This is a genomic window from Neotamlana sedimentorum (genome assembly GCF_000943565.1).
In the GTDB taxonomy this organism is placed as follows: Bacteria; Bacteroidota; Bacteroidia; order Flavobacteriales; family Flavobacteriaceae; genus Neotamlana; species Neotamlana sedimentorum.
The window spans coordinates 30,441-52,242 of sequence record NZ_JTDW01000007.1 but is presented as its reverse complement, the minus strand read 5'-3'; the positions used below and the strand labels follow the sequence as shown (position 1 = coordinate 52,242).

Annotated in this window: 18 protein-coding genes; 6 read left to right on the top strand and 12 right to left on the bottom strand. The window is 32.9% G+C overall.

From position 1 onward, the window contains the following. Positions 1-20 precede the first annotated feature (20 nt). The 4 genes from tsf to rplM form a co-directional block, all read right to left on the bottom strand. Positions 21-995, bottom strand: a complete 975-nt coding sequence (gene tsf, locus PW52_RS10785) for a translation elongation factor Ts (RefSeq protein WP_044632963.1) — start codon at positions 993-995, stop codon at positions 21-23. Positions 996-1,077: 82 nt separating this feature from the next. Further along, positions 1,078-1,857, bottom strand: a complete 780-nt coding sequence (rpsB, locus tag PW52_RS10780; protein ID WP_044632962.1) for a 30S ribosomal protein S2 — start codon at positions 1,855-1,857, stop codon at positions 1,078-1,080. Between the two features lie 225 nt (positions 1,858-2,082). Next, positions 2,083-2,469, bottom strand: coding sequence for a 30S ribosomal protein S9 (gene rpsI / locus PW52_RS10775; protein ID WP_044632961.1), 387 nt, complete (start codon positions 2,467-2,469; stop codon positions 2,083-2,085). Then, on the bottom strand, positions 2,469-2,924 hold the full coding sequence (rplM, locus tag PW52_RS10770) for a 50S ribosomal protein L13 (protein WP_044632960.1): 456 nt from the start codon (positions 2,922-2,924) through the stop codon (positions 2,469-2,471). The genes rpsI and rplM overlap by 1 nt, the downstream gene beginning before the upstream one ends. Before the next feature lie 226 nt (positions 2,925-3,150). Between rplM and PW52_RS10765 the strand changes: the two genes are divergently transcribed. The 4 genes from PW52_RS10765 (at position 3,151) to PW52_RS10750 (ending at position 9,697) form a co-directional block, all read left to right on the top strand. Next, positions 3,151-5,100, top strand: a complete 1,950-nt coding sequence (locus PW52_RS10765; protein ID WP_044632959.1) for a YgiQ family radical SAM protein — start codon at positions 3,151-3,153, stop codon at positions 5,098-5,100. 419 nt (positions 5,101-5,519) lie between these two features. Continuing rightward, positions 5,520-6,620 carry a DUF4249 domain-containing protein gene (locus PW52_RS10760; RefSeq protein ID WP_044632958.1) on the top strand — a complete coding sequence of 367 codons (1,101 nt, stop codon included), beginning with the start codon at positions 5,520-5,522 and terminating at the stop codon, positions 6,618-6,620. Positions 6,621-6,632: 12 nt separating this feature from the next. Further along, positions 6,633-9,041, top strand: coding sequence for a TonB-dependent receptor (locus PW52_RS10755; protein WP_044632957.1), 2,409 nt, complete (start codon positions 6,633-6,635; stop codon positions 9,039-9,041). Positions 9,042-9,169: 128 nt separating this feature from the next. Continuing rightward, entirely contained in the window at positions 9,170-9,697 is a 528-nt protein-coding gene (locus tag PW52_RS10750) for a hypothetical protein (RefSeq protein WP_044632956.1), read from the top strand. Positions 9,698-9,812: 115 nt separating this feature from the next. On the opposite strand, the gene PW52_RS10745 is transcribed toward PW52_RS10750, so the two are convergent. Beyond that, positions 9,813-10,031 carry a hypothetical protein gene (locus tag PW52_RS10745; protein WP_044632955.1) on the bottom strand — a complete coding sequence of 73 codons (219 nt, stop codon included), beginning with the start codon at positions 10,029-10,031 and terminating at the stop codon, positions 9,813-9,815. Positions 10,032-10,041: 10 nt separating this feature from the next. Next, positions 10,042-10,533, bottom strand: a complete 492-nt coding sequence (locus PW52_RS10740) for a DinB family protein (RefSeq protein WP_044632954.1) — start codon at positions 10,531-10,533, stop codon at positions 10,042-10,044. 229 nt (positions 10,534-10,762) lie between these two features. Between PW52_RS10740 and PW52_RS10735 the strand changes: the two genes are divergently transcribed. Next, positions 10,763-11,722 (top strand): helix-turn-helix transcriptional regulator, encoded by a 960-nt coding sequence (locus PW52_RS10735; protein ID WP_044632953.1) that lies wholly within the window; start codon positions 10,763-10,765, stop codon positions 11,720-11,722. Between the two features lie 139 nt (positions 11,723-11,861). After that, positions 11,862-12,422, top strand: coding sequence for a type 1 glutamine amidotransferase domain-containing protein (locus PW52_RS10730; protein ID WP_044633134.1), 561 nt, complete (start codon positions 11,862-11,864; stop codon positions 12,420-12,422). A 50-nt stretch (positions 12,423-12,472) separates the two neighbouring features. On the opposite strand, the gene PW52_RS10725 is transcribed toward PW52_RS10730, so the two are convergent. The 6 genes from PW52_RS10725 to polA form a co-directional block, all read right to left on the bottom strand. Next, the gene (locus tag PW52_RS10725) at positions 12,473-13,426 is read right to left on the bottom strand and encodes a bile acid:sodium symporter family protein (RefSeq protein WP_044632952.1); all 954 of its coding nucleotides are present in this window, start codon (positions 13,424-13,426) and stop codon (positions 12,473-12,475) included. Positions 13,427-13,510: 84 nt separating this feature from the next. Then, positions 13,511-14,371 carry an N-acetylmuramoyl-L-alanine amidase gene (locus tag PW52_RS10720; protein WP_240475180.1) on the bottom strand — a complete coding sequence of 287 codons (861 nt, stop codon included), beginning with the start codon at positions 14,369-14,371 and terminating at the stop codon, positions 13,511-13,513. A gap of 69 nt (positions 14,372-14,440) precedes the next feature. After that, positions 14,441-17,575, bottom strand: a complete 3,135-nt coding sequence (locus tag PW52_RS10715) for a DUF3427 domain-containing protein (protein ID WP_044632951.1) — start codon at positions 17,573-17,575, stop codon at positions 14,441-14,443. Then, complete coding sequence (locus PW52_RS10710; protein ID WP_044632950.1) at positions 17,572-17,958, bottom strand: (deoxy)nucleoside triphosphate pyrophosphohydrolase; 387 nt, start codon at positions 17,956-17,958, stop codon at positions 17,572-17,574. Before PW52_RS10710 ends, PW52_RS10715 begins: the two co-directional genes overlap by 4 nt. 12 nt (positions 17,959-17,970) lie before the next feature. Next, positions 17,971-18,894, bottom strand: coding sequence for a DUF4421 family protein (locus tag PW52_RS17170; RefSeq protein ID WP_082050896.1), 924 nt, complete (start codon positions 18,892-18,894; stop codon positions 17,971-17,973). Between the two features lie 14 nt (positions 18,895-18,908). Beyond that, a complete protein-coding gene (gene polA / locus PW52_RS10700; RefSeq protein ID WP_044632949.1) occupies positions 18,909-21,755 on the bottom strand; it encodes a DNA polymerase I in 2,847 nt (948 codons plus the stop codon). Between the last annotated feature and the right edge of the window lie 47 nt (positions 21,756-21,802).

Here is a 21,802-nt window from a genome sequence, read left to right as displayed (position 1 = left end):
GAATTCTAGAAACAAAAGTATTAACCTACTGATGCACGTTTAAAACCTGCAATAGCAACTTCACCATAAGATGAAACATACTCTGCTACAGTTTTCTTTTCGTCTTTAATAAATTTTTGATCTAATAAACATTGTTCTTGATCTAAAGTTGTATTATCAGAGATAAAACGCTCCATTTTACCTGGTAATATTCTATCCCAGATTTTTTCTGGTTTACCTTCTGCTTGTAATTCAGCTTTTGCATCTTCTTCAGCTTGAGCTAAAACTTCTGGAGTTAATTGAGCCATAGAGATGTATTTAGGAACATTTTTTAAAGTTTTCCCTAAACGCGCTAACTCTTCATTATCTTTTTCAATTACAGCAATTCTAGCTTCAGTTTCGCTAGCTACATATGCAGGATCGAAATCTTTGTAAGATAAAGAAGTTGCACCCATTGAAGCGACTTGCATAGCTACGTCTTTTACTAAAACATTGGCGTTATCAACTTTTGCAGTTAAACCAACTAAAGCAGCAATTTTGTTAATGTGAACGTAAGAACCAACATAAGCGGCTTCTAACTTTTCGAAAGATGTGATGTCTAATTTCTCACCAATTACACCAGTTTGCTCAACTAATTTGTCGGCAACAGTCATACCATCGAAATCTGCAGCTAAAAATTCTTCTTTAGTAGCGGTGTTTAAAGCGATATCACCTAATTGATTAGCTAATGCTAAGAAATTTTCGTTTTTACCAACAAAGTCAGTTTCACAACCTAGAACAATTGCAACACCGGCAGTTTGGTCGTCGTTAACTTTAGCAACAGCAGCACCTTCAGACGAATCTCTGTCGGCTCTTTTTTCTGCTACTTTTTGACCTTTTTTACGTAACACTTCGATAGCTTTATCGAAATCTCCTCCGGCTTCAACTAAGGCTTTTTTGCAGTCCATCATACCTGCGCCAGTTGCTTGTCTTAATTTATTTACTTCAGCGGCTGTAACTTTTACTGTAGTACTCATAGTAGTTATAATTTAAAAAAGTCGTTCAATTTATTTCACAAAGAAAAGAACTAAACGACTTATTTATGTTTTGTTAATGTTATTATTCTTCTTCTTCGTTAGCAGCAACTGCTTTTTTAGCTTCAGCTTTAGGTTTTGCACCGTCGGCTTTTGCTGCTGCAGAAGCTTCTTTTTCAGCTTTACGTTCTGCTAAACCTTCTGCAATTGCAGACGAAACGTAAGTTAAAATTTTATCGATAGATTTAGAAGCATCATCGTTTGCAGGGATAACGTAATCTACTTGACGTGGATCTGAGTTTGTATCAACCATTGCAAAGATTGGAATGTTTAATTTTTGAGCTTCTTTAATCGCGATGTGCTCACGTTTAATATCTACAACAAAAAGCGCACCTGGTAAACGAGTCATGTCGCTAATAGAACCTAAGTTTTTCTCTAACTTAGCTCTTAAACGATCTACTTGTAAACGTTCTTTTTTAGAAAGTGTCATGAAAGTACCGTCTTTCTTCATTCTATCAATAGAAGCCATTTTTTTAACAGCTTTTCTAATAGTAACGAAGTTAGTTAACATACCACCTGGCCAACGCTCAGTAATGTAAGGCATGTTAATTCCGCCAGCTTTTTCAGCAACAACATCTTTTGCTTGCTTTTTAGTTGCAACGAATAAAATTTTACGTCCAGAAGCTGCAATTTTAGCAAGAGCTGCTCCGGCTTCATCAATTTTAGCCGCTGTTTTGTAAAGGTTTATAATATGGATGCCGTTACGCTCCATATAAACGTAAGGAGCCATGTTAGGATCCCACTTACGTGTAAGGTGTCCAAAATGTACACCTGCTTCAAGTAATTCTTTTACTTCTACTGCCATGTTTGTAATAGTTTACGTTCTGTTGATTAGCAATGTTCCAATATTATTGGCTTCATTTAGATGCTAAACTAAACCTGCTTTTCAAGCTAGGTAACAACAATAACTGTTTTTAATTAATCTTAAGTTTTGAAGATAAACTTCAAAACTTAAGAATTTATGTGTTTTAATGTTTTGAAAATGTTGGAGTAACTGGTAAACAGGCACTGTAACAAGTTCAGGGTAATATTAACGTTTAGAGAATTGGAATTTCTTACGTGCTTTTTTCTGACCGAATTTCTTACGTTCAACCATTCTTGGGTCTCTAGTTAATAATCCTTCTGGTTTAAGCGTTAATCTGTTTTCAGCATCTAATTCGCACATTGCGCGAGAAATTGCTAAACGAACAGCTTCTGCTTGTCCAGTAATACCACCTCCATATACATTTACTGTAATATCAAAGTTGCCATCATTGTTAGTCAAAACTAAAGGTTGCTTTACTTTGTACTGCAAAGGAGCCGTAGTAAAGTAATTAGTTAAGTCTTTTTTGTTAATCGTTATGTTTCCGCTACCAGCAGCAACATATACACGAGCAACAGCCGTCTTTCTACGGCCGATTTTGTGAATTACTTCCATTAAATAAATTCGTTTAAGTTAATTGTTTTTGGCTTTTGAGCTTCGTGTTTGTGCTCTTTACCAACAACAACTGTTAAATTACGGAATAAATTTGCGCCTAATTTGTTTTTAGGTAACATTCCTTTTACTGATTTTTCAACAACACGAGTTGGGTTTTTACCATACAACTCTGTAGCTGTTAAACTTCTTTGACCTCCTGGATATCCAGTATGACGAATGTACGTTTTGTCGTTCCATTTGTTACCAGATAACGTGATTTTTTCTGCATTGATAATAATAACATTATCTCCGCAATCAACATGAGGTGTGAAGTTTGGCTTGTGCTTACCTCTTAATAGCTTCGCTACTTTAGAAGCTAAACGACCAAGCGGCTGTCCTTCAGCATCAACTAAAACCCACTCTTTATTTACAGTAGCTTTGTTGGCTGAAATCGTTTTGTAGCTTAATGTATCCACACTAATTGATTTTTAATTATTAAACATTCCTCTCTCAAAAAGAGTTTGCAAATTTACGATTAATTATTTGATTACCAAATAGTATGTAAAGTTATTTTCAGGGTCTAAATTTGGCTTTAATTATTTGATTTTCTTAAGGTTTTAATAGGTTTTAATTTTTGTAATCTTTAATTATAACAGTTATAAACCTCTCAAGCATTTAATTTTTGATTAATTTTGCAGCGTTATGCAAGAAGAATTAAAACTTTCTAGTTGGTTACCTACCACAAATAAAGAGGTGAAAATACGCGGATGGGAAGAACTTGATGTTATCCTGTTTAGCGGCGATGCTTATGTAGACCACCCAACCTTTGGGCCGGCCGTAATTGGGCGTTTGCTAGAAAGTTTTGGGCTTAAAGTGGCCATTGTGCCGCAGCCTAATGTTAACGATAATCTTCAAGATTTTGTTAAGTTGGGTAAACCACGTTTGTTTTTTGGTGTAACTGGCGGGTGTATGGACCCCATGATTAGTAATTACAATGCTAATAAAAAGCGACGCGATAAAGATGCGTACACACCAAATGGTGAAATTGGGTTTAGACCAGATTATGCATCAACCGTTTACAGTAAAATTTTAAAAGAAAAATGGCCCGATACTCCAGTTTTAATTGGAGGAATTGAAGGTTCTTTGCGAAGAGTTACACATTACGATTATTGGAGTGATAAACTCATGCCAACTATTTTACAAACTTCAAAAGCAGATATGTTGGTTTATGGTATGGGTGAGCAACCATTACGCGAGATTGTGCGATTATTAGAGCGTGGTGTTCCGTTTAGTAGTATAAATACCGTAAACCAGACAGCGATTCTTATTAATAATGAAAACGATATTCCTAAAAATAAAAATTGGGAAGATGTTGAAATCGCTTCACACGAAACCTGTTTAAAAGATAAAAAGGCTTACGCATCTAACTTTAAGGTTATAGAGCAAGAGTCGAATAAACTAGCTGCAAGACGTATTTTTCAAAAGGTAGGAGATAAGATGCTGATGATAAATCCACCGTATCCTACAATGACAGAGGCCGAAATTGATGCGTCTTTCGATTTACCGTACACGCGTTTACCACACCCAAAATATAATAAGCGCGGGCCAATTCCTGCTTACGAGATGATAAAAACGTCTATAAATATACATCGTGGTTGTTTTGGTGGATGTAGTTTTTGTACCATTTCGGCACATCAAGGAAAATTTATAGCGAGTCGAAGTAAAGAATCTATTTTAAAGGAAGTTGATAAAGTGGCTAACATGCCCGATTTTAAAGGGTATTTATCAGACATTGGTGGGCCAAGTGCAAATATGTACCAAATGAAAGGTAAAGTGCAATCTATCTGCGATAAATGTGTCGCGCCGAGTTGTATTTCGCCAGTAATTTGTAGCAACTTAGATACATCGCATAAACCGTTAACCGAATTATATCAAGCGGTTGATAGTCATCCAAAAGTAAAAAAATCATTTATAGGCTCTGGTATCCGTCATGATATGTTGGTGCCAGAATTCAATAAAAACGCCGACCCAAAAGAATTAGACGATTATACCGAAGAAGTGATGACGAAGCACGTTTCTGGACGACTTAAAGTTGCACCAGAACACACCAGCGATCCTGTTTTAAAATTAATGCGTAAACCGTCCTTTAGTTACTTCCATAAGTTTAAGGAGCGTTTCGATAAAATCAATACTAAAAATAAACTGAACTTACAGTTAATACCGTATTTCATCTCAAATCATCCAGCTTGCGAAGTAGAAGATATGGCCAATCTTGCTGCTGAAACTAAAGATATGGGTTTTCAGCTTGAGCAAGTACAAGGGTTTACACCAACACCAATGACGGTTGCTACGGTAATTTACTACAGTGGCTACCACCCGTACACACTTAAAAAAGTAAATACCCCAAAAACCAGAAAAGAAAAAGATGAGCAACATCGTTTTTTCTTTTGGTATAAAGATGAAAACAAGGCGTGGATAAAAAACACACTTAATAAACTAGGGCGCCAAGATTTACTTGATGTTTTACTACCTAAAAAGGAAGAAAAATGGCGTAAAAACAAGCCAGGTAAAACAAAAAATACCTTTAATGATGCTGTACCTTTTAATCAGCGAAAAAATAAGGCGAAGTTTAAAAGTAAGAAAAGACGATAATATTGTGGATAATATGAGTATAGGTAATCTTTGAAATGCTCATTTTTTTACACTAGTTTAATATATAATATTAGTTTCATCAGTTAAGTATTGATAAATTAATAATTATGCTATTCTTTTAAATATTGGTGCTTTAAATCTTAATCTCAAAGTAGGATCATTTTATTTTAACATTCGCTTGAAAAATACTAAATGGAAAACTGTGAAATAAACATTCATTGAAAAATGGAGTTTATTTTATAGACTTAGGGTAATGGGTTACATATTAGGTTTTTAACTTAATTTATATTTACACCTAAATCCGTTTTCAAAAACGTGAAAATTACCCCGTTTTGGATACATTAATTAATGTATAAATGTGTAAAAGATGCAAGTGGCCCTTAATTAAATTTTTTGTACTGTCTCAATTTATTATACAAATGAATTGTATAGAACCAGTAGAACCAGAGTTTAATTATATTACCGGTTTAATAACTATTAAAGCTATAATTTCCAATGAAACAGGTGGGTCTTTTGTTAAAATTAAAGAGTCTGAAATAGAAGCCGTATTTGGTAAATACGTAAATGTTCCAGTAAATAATGCAAGTATAACTTTTGTTAATACAAACACCACAGAAGTTGTTAATTTAATTGAAGATGTTGAATCTGAAGTATATTTACCTCCAAATGATTTTGAAGCATCTTTAGGTGATACTTGGGTATTGGAGATAAAGCTAGCCGATGGGCGAGAATATAAGTCTTTGCCAGAAACCATAAAACAACCTGTAGCAATTGGGAGTATTGAAGCTGAATTTAAGCAAGAATTAGAGTATTCAATAGAAAAAGAAGGCTATGTTCCTGGACACAGCATTAAGGTAAGTTTTAATGATCCTGTAGACGAAAAAAATTATTATTATTGGAGCTTTAGGTCTTTTGAAACAAAAGTAATTTGCTTGACTTGCGTTGATTCCTATTACAGAAATGGTATTTGTGATAATTTTGATGGGTATTATCCAAGAGCTGCAGAACCTTTTTACGTTACCTATTTATGCGAGCCAGATTGTTGGCGCATACGATACAATCAAAAAATTGAGATTTTAGATGATGAATTTACCAATGGCTCTGCAATTTCTCAATTACCAATAGCCAACATTTTATTACATAATGTAAAAGATATTTTGGTTGAAATAAGACAGTTTTCATTATCAAAACCAGCGTATAACTATTATAAAGTACTTAAAGACCTAACAGAAAATAATAGTGGTTTTAACGCACCACCGCCAGCAGCCTTAGTTGGTAATATGTATAATCCTAACCAAGAAGACGAGTATGTTTTAGGAAGATTTACTGCCGCCGCTACCTCAAAAGCAACTATTTTTTTAGACCGGGAAAGTTTACAAGGAGCTATTGATGCTCTCGAAGTGCTTTTTCCTGAAAGTGAAAATAATCCGACACCACCTGGTACTCCTGAAGTGCTTTACGCACCCTGTAGAGAGGGGTTTTATTCTACATCCATTAAACCAGAAGATTGGCCAAATTAGCACTTTTATCTAATGAAGACGTTTTACTTATTTGTTTTACAATTTATTTGTTTTTTTGGTATTGGTTATGGGCAAAACCAAGAATATCAATTATCGTTGCAGGTTTTAAACCAAAAAACAGGAACTCCAATGGAGAATGTAAACATTTTTATTGAGCCATGCTCATGTGGAGGTGTAACAAATTCGAGAGGAGAGTTTTCTATAAATTTACCCAAAAATAACAACTACCAAGTAGTGCTCACTTATATTGGTTTTAAAGATAAAATAAAGCATGTTCAATTAGATAAGAACATGAAATTGGATGTAAAGCTAATAGGTAATGATGAGCAATTATCAGAAGTAATAGTAAATGCAAAAAGAGTTAACGATAATTTAGAGTCGCCGCAAATGGGGACAATACAATTAAAAGCTGAAGATTTGAATAAAATACCAGCAGCTGCTGGCGAGTTCGATATACTTAGAGGAGTAACTTTATTAGCTGGTGTAAATAATTCAGGAGAAATTAGTAACGGATTATCGGTAAGAGGAAGCTCTTTAGATCAAAATTTAATTCTCTATGATCATGCTCCAATTTTTAACCCCACGCATTTATTTGGTTTATTCTCGGTGTTTACACCAGACGTTATTTCGAACGTAGATTTATATAGGGCTAATATTCCTGCTCGTTATGGAGGTAGAACAAGTTCTGTTTTAGGTGTAAAGGTTAAAAACCCATATGTAAGCCAATTTAAATTAAGTGGAGGCGTTGGGTTGGTGTCCAGCAGATTAGCTCTTGAAACACCAATAATAAAAGATAAGCTAATGTTAATTGCTGGTGGTAGAGCTGGTCTTACAGATTTTTTATTGCCAATTTTTTCTAAGCGATTAAATAACACAAAAGCACGTTTTTACGACGGCACAATAAAATTATTATATCTTCCAACCGACAAGGATCAAATTGCAATTACTTCGTTTTATAGCAAAGATTTTTATCAATTAGATTTAATTTCTAGTGTTGAAAATATTGTTGCAGAGACCAATCAATACGATTTTAAAACTTTAAATGGTACTTTAAATTGGTTGCATACATTCAATAATAGTACGAATCTTAGAACCATTTTAGTAAGTAGTAATTACAGGCCAAGAAATATTTTTCCTGAGATAGATAGTACGAATGAAATTGAATTCGAATCTAAAATTAACTATTTAAGCTTGGTTACAGAATTTACTAAAAAAGTGTCGAATACATTCGATTATTATGCAGGGATTCAGTCTAACCAATACAAGATATCTCCTGGAAAGTTAAATGTTGGAAGCTCCAATACTGTATTGCCAATTTTGCTTCCAACCGAAACGAGTTACGACTTTTCAGGATATGCAAATGCTAATCTTAAACCATTTTCTAATTTAACATTATCTGCAGGATTAAGATATAATTATTTCTGTTTTCAAGGACCTTATACTTTAAATACCTACGATGATGCCGAAGAAATAATTGAAACAGAGTTTTTTGGCAAAGGAGAAAAAGTTAACGATTATAATAATCTAGAACCTAGATTAGGACTTAATTTAAAGTTAAATGACAATATATCTATTAAAGCAAGTTACTCAAGCGTACATCAATATTTGCAAAATATTTATAATAGTACAACGCCAATACCAACATCGAGATGGAAGGCTTCAGACCCTTATGTTAAACCACAAAGTAGTAATGCCTATAGTTTAGGTGTTTATAAAAACTTTGATAACAATAAAATAGAAATGAGTATTGAAGGTTATTATAGAGCTACAAATAACCATTTAACTTATAAACCAGGAGCCGATTTTTTTCTTGAGAAAAACCTAGAGCAATTTGTAGTTCAGGGTAAAGGAAAAGCTTATGGTGTTGAGCTAAGTTTAAAAAAAGCTAAAGGAAAGCTTAACGGTTGGATAAACTACACATGGTCTAAAAGTTTATTACGAACCGAAAATAATGACCTCGGGGATAGAGTAAATAATAATCAATGGTATAATTCAGATTTCGATAGACCTCATGTTTTTAATGCAACCCTTAATTTTAAAAGTGATAAATACAATACCTTACGTTTTAATTTTACCGGACAGTCTGGTAGACCGTATACTATTGCTAACGGTAATTTTGATATTCAAGATATAACCGTTCCTATTTATTTAGAGCGAAATAATTCACGATTACCAACATATCATCGTTTAGATTTTGCATGGAACATTAATGTAAGTAAAAATAAAAATAGACGCCTAATAAGCGACTGGACTTTTACTATTTATAATGTTTACGGCCGAAAAAATCCGTTTAATAAATACTACGCGCAACGTAACGGAGAATTTAACGAAGTTTTCTCAAACAACCCTTTGGGGTCTTATGAATTATTAGTTACAAACAGTCCTGTTTTTTCGTTAACTTATAACTTTAAGTTTCAGTAAGCCCATTCGATTACAACTAATATTTACCAGTTATTTATTTTCTATTTATTAACTAGATAGTTTTTTCTTTTTTGTGATGACAAAAGTTTCATGTGTCGATGTGTAATTAAATACATAAATTAATTCATATGAAAACTATTAAAATTTTTACCGCTTTAGTAACATTATTGTTTACACTATCCTGTTCAAAATCTTTAAATGAAGAAGAAATAAAAGATCAAGAAGTCGCTTTTGAAGGTGTTTGGGAGTTAAGAGATATAACCGATATTAATCTAGATGGTAATACAGTTCCTGTTGAACTTTCTCAAGACATCATAGGTTTTTTAGAAGTAATAATTAACGAAGGGTGCGAATTGATGTCTTTTGAATTTAAACCAGATAAATCTCTAATATTAGAACAATACAATGTAACTGATTATAATCCTACTGTGGAGGAGGTAGAGTATGTTGCAGATTGCAGTAAGATCGACATATTTACTGGTACATGGGATTTACAGGATGACCAACTCATTATTACAAATTCAGAGGACGAAACTGTTTCTATTACAATAAAATTTGAGTCTGGTTCAATGATTTTAGAAGATTTGCCGCTGGCAACTATTTTACCAATTGATGGTGATGCAAATTTTATTTTTGAAAAATTGGGGAATGGATAAAATATTGAAATAATAATCTAATTCTTAAATTTAAACTTGATATTATATAAAAAACGAAAGGAACAGTTTTTTTATGTAAATAAAACTGTTCCTTTTGAATTATTTGATTTATAAATCAAACCAATTCCTCACAATAAAACCCAAATCCTTTAAAAACTTGCAAAATAGTGCGCGGTTCAATAGTTTTGGTTTCAACTCGAAAAATGTTGTCACAATCTTCCAAGTCGAAATTCCAGTAATCATTTTTAGCTATTAAAGTGTTTAAAACAGGTTTTAACTGTTTAATTTCACCTTGTGATGTAATAGATGTTTTAAAAACCAAAACAGAATTCATAAAATAAATTTTAGCGTTCGTAAAAGAAAGGTGGTTCAATATTTAAAGCGCGTAAATAAACATAGGCTTGTCCGCGATGATGAATTTCATTGTCAATAAAATAAAATATGGCCGACCAAACAGTGCCTTCAAATTGCCCAAAACTTTTAATGCTATCTTGAAATTGTTCTGGTTTAATTTGAGCCCAATAAGTATTAATATCGTAGGTGGACTTATCCCATAATTCTAAAATTTTAGCTTTTTGATTATTATGGTTAATTTTTTCAATTAATTGGACGGTTTTTCCTGTGGCAATTTCTTTAGTCCCTGGTGCTGCAATACCTAACAGTTCCATAACCATATCGGCAAACGTACGCATGCCTCCTATAGAATAATTAAAAAATGCATCTTCTGGAAAAGCTTCAATTACGCGACGTGTTAAACTGCGGTGTCCTTGCCAGTGCTCTAATAATTGTGAAGGTTTAATAATTGGCGATACAGTGGTGTTAAAAGTTGTTTCCATGATTTTTAATTTTAATGTTATTGTTATTTGAAATCAAAATTAGCCGGGTGAGGTGACAGCTTTATGTCAGTAGTAAAAAAATAATTTTCACTTTTTTCTACTGACAATCCTTTGTCATGCCTCAGTAGTAGTTTTGAGTCCTATTAAAAATCAATAGATTATGTTGAAGCGTAAATTAAATACAAACTTCAACCTTAAATCCTATCTTTGGGATATATGTTACAACATTATGAGTTTAGACACGGTAAAACGTTTTGATAGAATTGTGGCCATACTTATTCAATTACAATCCAAACGTGTTGTAAAAGCACAAGAATTGGCCGATAGGTTTCAGGTAAGTTTACGCACTATTTATCGCGATATTCGTACGCTTGACGCCTCGGGAGTACCAATAATTAGCGAAGCAGGTGTAGGATATTCAATAATGGAAGGTTACCGTTTACCGCCAGTTATGTTTACACGTGAGGAAGCAGGAAGCTTTGTTGCGGCCGAAAAGCTAATGCAAAAGTATGTCGATAAATCGTTAGGTAATTATTACGAATCAGCGATGTTTAAATTAAAATCGGTGCTTCGAGGTCGAGAAAAAGATTGGATTTCAGCTTTAGAGTCTCAAATTCTGGTCGATCCTACACATAAATTATTTAATGACGATTTACCAAATGCACTAGAGGTTTTATTTGAAAGTATTGCAGAAAAACGTCAAGTCTATTTAAAATATCAGGCTTTAAATAATGAAACGCCAACCGAACGTCATGTTGAAGCAGTTGGAATTTATCAAGAAAGCGGGTTCTGGTATGTTTTAGCGTTTTGTCATCTTCGAAATGATTACCGACAATTTCGAACCGATAGAATGCAAGCCATTAAAGCCACACAACAAAGTTTTACAAGAGAACATATTTCTTTAGATGACTATCGCAGTAAATCGGATAATGTAGAAAAAACAAAAGTGGTTATTCAAGTGGATAAAAAGGTGGTGCGGTTTATAAATAACAGTAAATGGCAACATGGTTTTGTGTCGGAAAAAGTAAAAGGAAATTTTGTTGAAATGACATTTTTAACCCCTTATGTAGAACATAGCTTTTTACGTTGGTTTGTGGTGTTTTCCGATTATGCTAAAATTATAGAACCCAAAAATTTAAAGGCTAAATTAAAAGATGTTTTTGAGAAAGCTATTTCTAATTTAGAATAAGAATTGATATTTGGGGCTTTTAATTTTTCATTAACAAAACCTGTTAAGTCTAGGTTAATCCGTTCGTTATATTTGGTTTCGGTGAATATATCCATTAGTTTGAATGGAGAAATATTAACCCAAAAAATCACAAATGAAAATGGAAAATTTAGAGAAAAAAACCGTTGCAATTTTAGCAACCAACGGATTTGAAGAAAGTGAATTAAGCGAACCTAAAAAAGCCCTTGAAGAAGCCGGTGCCGATGTGCATATCGTGTCTTTAGAATCTGGCGAAATTAAAGGTTGGAAAAATGGTAATTGGAGTAATTCCTATAAAGTAGATAAAACTTTAGATGAAGTTTCGCAAAGCAACTACAATGCTTTAATGTTACCAGGCGGACTTATTAATCCTGATTTATTAAGACGAAACGATAAAGCCATTGGTTTTGTAAAATCGTTTTTTGAAAATAAAAAACCAGTTGCAGCAATTTGTCATGCGCCATGGTTGTTGGCTGAAGCCGATGTTTTAAAAGGTCGTAAAGTAACCTCGTTTAGTTCTATTAAAACAGATATCGAAAACGCAGGTGCCCAATGGGTAAATCAAGAAGTAGTTGTAGACGAAGGTTTAGTAACCAGTCGTTCTCCTGAAGATTTACCAGCATTTAATAAAAAATTAGTAGAAGAGGTTTACGAAGGTAAGCACAAAATGCAAACTGCATAATATTAATTAAACACTCAAATAAAAAAGCAGGAACTTAGTTCCTGCTTTTTTTATATTTTATGTTTTGCTTTTTTGGCGGCAATAACGCTTATGGTTAAAATTTGAAAAGCGTGAAATAGCATTACGGGAAGCAAAATAATGCCTAAAAACGATGCATTTTGAAACAGTATTTTAGAGAACACGGTACCGTGAACTAAAGATTTTTTTGTTCCGCAAAATTGGGCAGTAATTTTATCTTCTTCATTAAATTGAAGTTGCTTGCTAATAAAACCAATTAAGAAGTAAATTGTAAAAAATAGTAGAACAGCTACTATAAATACACCAGCCAACATTGGTAAGCCTAAACCATTAAAAATACCATCGGAAAAGGATTTTGAAAAACTTTTATAGATAATAAGTAGTATAACGCTTTTGTCAAACAGTGTTAAGTAGTTTTTGTGTTTTATGGCAAAGCTTCCTAAAAACCTGTGTAGTAATAAGCCTAAAATTACCGGAGCTAAAATTTCTAAAAATAAGTTTTTATAAATAGTAGCTAAACTGTAATCAGCGGTATTAGAGTTTAAAAATAATCCCATCCAAATGGGTGTAACTAAAACCCCAATTAAACCGGAAATACTGGCGTTAAAAATAGCAGCGGTTATATTGCCTTTGGCTATAGAAACCATAACTACAGACGAAGAAACGGTTGATGGTAAAGCAGCTAAAAATAAAAAGCCTAACCACAATGTTTTGTTGGTTTCATTAACCCAAGGGTAAAAACACAAAACAATTAAAGGGAAAATTAAAAATGTTGTAGCTTGAACTAAAACATGCAATTTCCAGTTTTTTAAACCTGCCTTTATTTTTTCTGGACTCAATTTAAGTCCGTAAAAAAAGAAAATTAACGAAACACCTATGCTTCCAATAGTGTTTAATGGCAAATCTCCTGCTGCATTGGGAAATAAATAAGCAAATAAAACCACAATTATTATGGCAACAACAAATTTATCAATCTTAAAATTCATAAAAATTAAGCATCAGTTTATGTTCTTAATTAAAGTAAGCACAAAGCAATAATTATTTTAATTAAATGAGCTTTAATTTAATATTTATTTAAGTTTTAAAATTTCATCTTCAAGTAAAATCAATATTTTTTTATCCTTCTCGGAAAGTGTTTTCGATACATCACTCGGGTTAAAATGAAGCTTAAACGAATAAATAACATTTTCAAGATTACTAATGTTGTAGCCAATAAATTTTAATGCTTTTTTAGGGTTGAAGGCACTATCGATAACTACTGAATCTAGTTTGGTTTCGTCGTACCAAATACCATAACCACTTTTGGCAAGGGTTTTCCAAGGGAATAAAGCGCTTGGGTCTACTTTTCGTCCTGGAGCAATATCGGCATGACCAATTATGTTTTGTTTTGGTATTTTATACTTTTCGGTTAGGTTTTTTAATAGCCAAGTTAAATTGTTTATTTGGGCGTACGAAAATGGTTCTTCGCCATCGTTATCGAGCTCAATGCCAATAGAAACACTGTTTACATCGGTTACATTGCCCCAGGTAGAATTTCCGGCATGCCAACCGCGAAGTAAATCGTTAAGCATTTGGGTAATGGTGCCATCATCACAAATTACATAATGCGAACTAACTTGGGTGCGTTGTAAAGCAAAGGTTCGGTAGGTTTGTTCGCAGCTTTCTTGGTCGGTGTGATGAATTATAATGAAATTAGGCTTGCGTAAACTAAAGTTTTGCGATTCTATAACATTAAAAGCTTGATTGTTTATAGAATCTGGCTGAATATTTCTTAAGCTTTTACCTAAAGTTTTGACTTGCTTTTTATATGCTTTTTTAGATTCTTGATATATGTTTTCGGAGCAGCTTAAAACGAGTAAAAGTGCTAATGTTATTAATAAGAAAATTGACTTTTGGATGTAATAACCTGTTATAGAAGTTTTGTGTTTCAAGATGAATGTTTTTATAAATATATGCTTTTGAATGATTAATTAATCTGGTGTTTTTTGAATTTATTTGCACTATCCTACAGAAAGTTTTGCAGCATCTTTCCAAAGATAGTTTGGCATAGGTTCGTTTAATTCCCAATTTATACTCATGGGTTTTGAACCATAATAGTCTTTTAAATTTCCTTCACCGATGAAAACGTAACCTTTTGTGTTGCCAAATTCATCTTTTGCTTTTTCACGAACAAAAAGTAAGATTCGTTTATTTTCTTCTTGGTGTTTTATATAGGACAGTCCTTTTCCTTTATCGGGTCTTGCAGAGTTTTGCGTTTGCCAATGAAATAGTAATTCATTTACTGCATAATCATCATACATCGTAGTTGGTGAAAAGTTTTCGTCAGATTTTATAAGGTTGATAAAAAGTAATTCAGTATTTAAGTCTTTATTCAATGCAGTTCCTTCTCGATTAGATGATTTTTTGCTAAAACTACTAAATTTAAATGCAGCTAAAATTTGGTCTCTTGTGTAGCGATTATGTAATTTTAAAGGTTGTTTGTAAGGAAGTTTAATTGGTAGCTCTTTAAAGTCTATTTTATTTATTAAAAACTCTAAAACTTCCTTTATTTCTTCAACTAAAATGGGGTTAGTTCCTATTTGATGTATGCTTTTTTCTAAAGAATCAAAACCACCTTCTTTCTGCCAAATATCATAATGCAACATTAAAAGCATGGTTTTTTCATTGTCATTTAAATTTGAAATATTTACCATAAAATTCTGTTTTGCAATTTTTAAAATGAAAGAGAAATAACTTAATGAATTTGTAGACATCCATTTGTTTAAAATGGCTGAAACAATATCTTTTTCGTTTATCGAATTAAAATTTTCTATTTTTCCTGCTAACTGACATAAACGTTTCCAACTTCCTCTTTTATAAATATATTGAATTGGAATATTATAAAATGTGCTAAAGTTTCCTATTGTTAATGGTAAATGTGTTTCGTTTTGAAATTGTTGTATTCTTTGAATTAGTTTGGTTTTGTTTAATGATGTTACAGCTGATATATTTTTAAGAATTGTTTCTTTTGTCTTTTTTTCTAAAATGATAGAGCAGCCTAAAGGAAGATGAGGAAAATCGTCTTCAACTTCTTTTTTTACAGTAGTATTTGTTTTACCAATTAATGCTCTAAACTTGTGCTCAAAATTATATTCTGGTTTAGAATTACCGACAAAATCTAAAACGGTTAAACAGTCTTTCTCTTCATGAAGTCTCAATCCTCTACCAAGTTGTTGTAAAAATATAGTTAAACTTTCTGTTGGTCTTAAAAAAAGTAAAGTGTCAATTTCAGGAATGTCAATTCCTTCGTTAAACATATCAATAACAAACAGATAGTTGATTTCTCTTTTTTCTAACTTTATTCTAATTAAATCTCTGTCTTTGCTATTGTTGCTGGTTAAATAATCGGCTTTAAATCCTGCTAGTGAAAATTTTTCTGCCATATATTTAGCGTGTTCCATGGAAACACAATAACCTAATGCTCTTACTTCACGGCTGTCTTTAGTATATTTTTCGAGTGCGTTAATTACTTCACTAACTCTTCTATCGTTTTCAGTGTATAAATTTGTTAATTCACTAGCAACATATTTTCCTCTAGCCCATGTAATATTCGTTAAGTCAACACTGTCGGTTATTCCAAAATATTGAAATGGGCAGAGTAACTTTCTATTCATTGCTTCTGGTAATCTTATTTCTGCGGCAATCCTATTATCAAAATCTTCAAGGATATTTTCCCCATCCATTCTTTCAGGTGTTGCTGTAAGACCAAGTAAAATTTTCGGTTGAAAATAGTCTATTAATTTTCGGTAACTATTCGCTTTTTGATGGTGACATTCATCTATGATAATGAAATCGTAAAAATCCGGATTTAGGTTGTAGTTTTTATATTGATTTTTTACAGATTGTACGGATGCAAATACGATTTCAAAATTATCTGGAACTAAACCATCAACCCATAATTCGCCAATATTATTATTCTTTAAGATACTTTGAAAAGTAGATAATGATTTTTGTATTATTTCTTTTCTATGTGCCAGAAATAACAACTTTGCAGAAGAATTGTTTTGTCTAAAACGTTTGTAGTCGAATGCTGAAATAACTGTTTTACCTGTGCCTGTTGCGGCCACAACCAAGTTTCTATAGTGATTGTGTGTTTCTCTTTCAACTTCTAGTTTTTCTAAAATTTCGTTTTGATAAGGAAAAGGTTTTATGTCAAAAAATGTTGTATTTATTTCTTGCGGTTTACTAAACTTACTATACTTAAGTGCACTTTGTAGTTTTTCTTTATGTATAGCATCATCAAAAATTTCAAAATCTTCACTGTGCCAATAGGCATCAAATGTTTTTTGGAATTTATTAATAACGTGGTTTACTTCTTTAGTTGTAATTTTTAAGTTCCATTCTAGTCCATCTGTTAATGCAGATCGGGAAAAATTTGAAGATCCAATATATGCAGTATGAAACTCTGAGTTTCGATAAAACAGGTAAGCTTTAGCATGTAACCTTTCGTTACTTGTATTGTACGATATTTTTACTTCAGTATTGGGAAGTTTTGATAATAACTGCACCGCCTTATAATCAGTTGCGCCAACATACGTTGTGGTTATGACCTTGAGTTTTCCCCCTCGTTCTGTAAATTCTCGAAGTTCTTTTTCAAGAATTATGATTCCTTTAAATTTTATAAATGAAACTAATAGGTTAATTTGATCTGCGGATAAAATTTCTTTTTTTAGTTCACTTTCTAAGGATAAACCAGAATTCCCACCAGTAAATAACTCGCTATGTGTTAGTCTTGTGTAGGGTGTTATTTCTTTTAGTCTTAAATCTAAATCAGTGTAACTTGAATCTACTTTACTGAATACAGCTTTCAGAATTTCGCCTTCTGCATCAATTAAATCGCAATCGAAATCTTGCTTGTTTATTTCTTCTTTTAATAGTTTTAAAATTTTATTGGAAATCTCAATTTGTAATTCAGGCTTACCTTTAATGAGCTGGAAAGCATTGTTGAAAGCTATTGCTAAATGTGTCGAAAGAACTCTAGAAGCTTCTTCTTTATCAATTTTATTTTTTTTTATATAAAATTTTTCATCATCAAGAAGATTTAATTTTTCATTTATAAGTTGTGTTATTAATGCTTCGTAAATTCCTTGATTCATAATGATAAAAATTCTTTTAAAATTGGGATATCTGCTTCAGCCCAATCCAAATCTAGTAATTCTTCTTTTTTTGCTAAAACAAAGTAGGCGTGTTCTCTTAAAATTAAATTTCCATTTACATAATTAGCTACAAAAGGAATTAATTTAATTTTAAAATCGGGGTATTGATGTGTTACCGGTGTTAATCGCTGTTTAACATGTATTTCAATATTAAGCTCTTCTTTAATTTCGCGTTTAATACAATCAATTTCTGATTCGTTAGGTTCTATTTTTCCACCTGCAAATTCCCATTTTAATGGTAGCTTCATTTTTTCACTTCTTTGAAAAGCAAAAACTTTGTCATCTTTTAAAATGATAGCGCAAGTAACTAAAATAGTTTTCATTTACATCTTAATTTACAACCTAAACTCACGCTCAATAGATTCTACGGTGCGTTGTAAAAATTTCGGAGCATTAAATCGATAAGCAAAATAGAGTTGTGCATGGTTTCTATCGTTAATCGTACTTCTTGTAGAGCGGTAGTTTATGTTGTTGCTCTCAAAAGTAAAAGTAGCACCAGCAGCAACACGCTCGTTGGTAAACCCAAATTGTAATCTAAAATTAAATCCGCGGGTAAAATAGGTTTCTTTATTGGTATCGTCTTTCGAGAATCGCATACCAAATTTAGGACTAATAGCAGGTGTTACAAACCAATTTTGGTCTACACACCAAGTGTAATAATAGGCGGGCGATATGGTGAAATCGGAATTATGCTGAACCACTTTATCGCCATCAATAAAATCTGAAATACGATTGTATCTGTAAGTAAAACTTGGAATAAAACTACCTGAACTTTCACGTTGCCATTCATTAAGCTGAAACAAATGTTTATACGAAAAACGGTCGTTTAATAAATAGCCAGCAGAAAATCTATAGCTTGTAGATTTAAGATCTGGAAAGTCTCGGTCGAGGTTTTCTAAATTAATATTTTGTTCGTAGAAGCCTTTAATTCTGCTAAAATTTGCACCAAAAATCCATTTACTTAAAAACACATTGAGTTTAGCCTCCAGAAACTTAGATTTCCTATCGCTTTGTGGTGGCGAAAACCCAAAACCGAAACCCAAAAATTTATAATTTGCCGCAAGTTTTGTTCTTAAATCGTTGGTAGCTTCAATGGTGTAGCGCTCGTTATTTATGTCTTCATTTACCGATAGAATTTCTGTTTGGCGGTTTATAGAAACTTTGGTAATTAAATAGTTGTTTAATTTTACAATATCTTGGGCGTTGGCATTAGTTAAAAAAAACAAAGACATTATAAAACAAGCGCTGTAGGTTTTCATAAATGGTTTTATGTTTAGTGAGCCTCTAACCAGTTGTTTCCAGTATCTAATTCAACGTCTAAAGGAACAGTTAATTTATAAGCGTTTTCCATTTCGGTTTTTATTAGGTTTGAAACTTCTTCTAGTTCTGGTTTATAAACGTCGAAAACCAATTCATCGTGTACTTGTAATAACATTTTAGTTTTATAGTTACCAGCTTCTAATTTATTATAAATGGCAATCATAGCTAGTTTAATAATGTCGGCGGCACTACCTTGTATTGGTGCGTTAACAGCATTACGCTCTGCAGCGCCACGAACCACACCGTTTCTGGAATTAATATCTTTTAAATAGCGGCGACGACCTAAAACGGTTTGTACATAACCATGATCTCTGGCAAAATCTACCTGTTTGCTTATGTAGTTTTTTAACTTTGGGTAGGTTTCGTAATAGGTGTCAATTAATTCTTTGGCTTCGCTACGCGATAAATCGGTTTGGTTACTTAAACCAAAAGCTGAAACGCCATAAATAATACCAAAATTTACGGTTTTTGCGTTGCTACGTTGTTCGCGAGTAACATCATCAATAGCAACATTAAACACTTTTGCAGCCGTTGAAGCGTGAATATCTTCACCATTTTTAAAAGCTTCAATCATGGTTTCTTCTTCGCTTAAAGCGGCAATAATGCGTAATTCTATTTGGCTATAATCGGCAGCAAGAAGCGTGTAGTCTTCGCTTCGCGGAATAAAAGCCTTTCTTACTTGGCGACCGCGTTCGGTACGAATAGGAATATTTTGTAAGTTGGGGTTGTTACTACTTAAACGTCCGGTAGCTGCAACGGTTTGCATATAATCGGTATGTACGCGACCTGTAGCTTCTTCAACTTGTAGTGGTAAAGCATCAACATAAGTGCTTTTTAGCTTGCTTAAACCTCTAAAATCGATGATTTTTCTAATAATTTCGTGGTCTTTGGCCAAATAACTTAATACATCTTCGGCTGTAGAATATTGACCCGTTTTGGTTTTTTTAGGCTTGTCAACCAATTTCATTTTTTCAAATAAAATAATGCCTAATTGTTTTGGTGAAGCAATGTTGAATTCTTCTCCAGCTGCTTCGTAAATGCTTTTTTCAAGTGAAGCGATATCGTTGTTAAGTTGTTCGGCTAATGATGCTAAAAAGTCTTTATCTAAATTAATACCTTCCAATTCCATAGCTGCTAAAACACGCAATAGCGGAATTTCAATATCATCGAACAACGTTTGTGTGTTGGCTTCTCCTAATTCGTTTTGAAAATGTTCTTTTAGTTGCAGGGTAATGTCGGCATCTTCAACAGCATATTCTGTTTGTTTTTCTAAAGGAACATCGCGCATGGATAACTGATTTTTCCCTTTTTTACCAATAAGCTCTGTTATAGAAATTGGTGTATAATTCAAATAGGTTTCTGCCAATACATCCATGTTATGGCGCATATCTGGGTTAATTAAGTAATGCGCTAACATGGTATCGAACAATTTGCCTTTTACAGATATGTTGTATTTGGCTAAAACTTTAATATCATATTTTAAATTCTGACCAATTTTTTCGATGGTTTCACTTTCAAAAAACGGACGTAACTGTTCAATAAGTTCTTGTGTTTCGGTTTTATCTTTTGGAAAAGGTAAGTAAAAGCCTTTACCAACTTCCCATGAAAATGCAATACCAACCAATTGGGCAGTTAACGGATTTAAACCCGTAGTTTCCGTATCGAAACACACCGAGGTTTGGTTCATTAAATTTTTAATAAACAGTTTTGTTGCCATTCCAGAAGCTACGCTTTGGTAAAAATGACTTGTGTTTTCGGCAGTTTTTCGGGTGTGAGATTCCGAACTCGTTTCAGTATCAGTACTATTAACATCGCCACCAAATAAGGAAAATTGACCAGCTCCTGCAGTTGAGGTTGTTTTGGGTTTAACCTCAGTTTCTGTTTTTTTCGCTTCCGCGGAACCGTTATCAGCTTCAGAAGCAAAGGTTTTTACAAAGTTATCGGTTAAGCGTCTAAACTCTAATTCTTGAAAAATGGCTTTCACAGCTTCAATATCTGGATCACACATTTCAAAATCTTTTTCATCAAATTCCACCGGAACATCAAGCATAATGGTGGCTAGTTTTTTTGAAAGTAACCCCAATTCTTGGTTGGCTTCAACTTTTTCCTTCATTTTGCCTTTAAGCTCATGAATGTTTTCAAACAAACCTTCCATACTGCCATAGGCTTTAATAAATTTTTTAGCTGTTTTATCGCCAACACCTGGTAATCCTGGAATATTATCACTGGCATCGCCCATCATTCCTAAATAATCAATGACCTGTAATGGGTTTTCAACCTCAAACTTTTTTTGTACTTCAGGAATGCCCCAAGTTTCGTAACCACCACCAAACGATTTTGGGCGATACATAAAAATATTTTCTGAAACTAATTGAGCAAAATCCTTATCGGGTGTAACCATAAAGGTTGTATAACCTTGTTTTTCGGCTTTTTTACTTAGCGTTCCAATAACGTCGTCGGCTTCAAAACCTTCTTTAACCATTATTGGAATATGCATGGCTTTTAAAATGTTTTGAATATACGGCACAGCCACTTTTATAGCTTCTGGTGTTTCATCACGATTAGCTTTGTAAGCCTCGAACATTTCAACTCTGTCGGCACTTCCGCCTTTATCAAAACATACTGCTAAATGGTCTGGGCGCTCACGTTTAATAACATCTAAAAGCGAGTTCATAAAACCCATAATGGCAGAAGTATCTATACCTTGCGAATTAATTCTAGGATTTTTTATAAAGGCATAATACCCACGGAAAATTAAAGCGTAAGCATCTACTAAAAAAAGGCGTTTTTTATCTGACATTTATTTGAATTTGAAAGTACGTAAAACTACGAAATCTAGTAAAGATT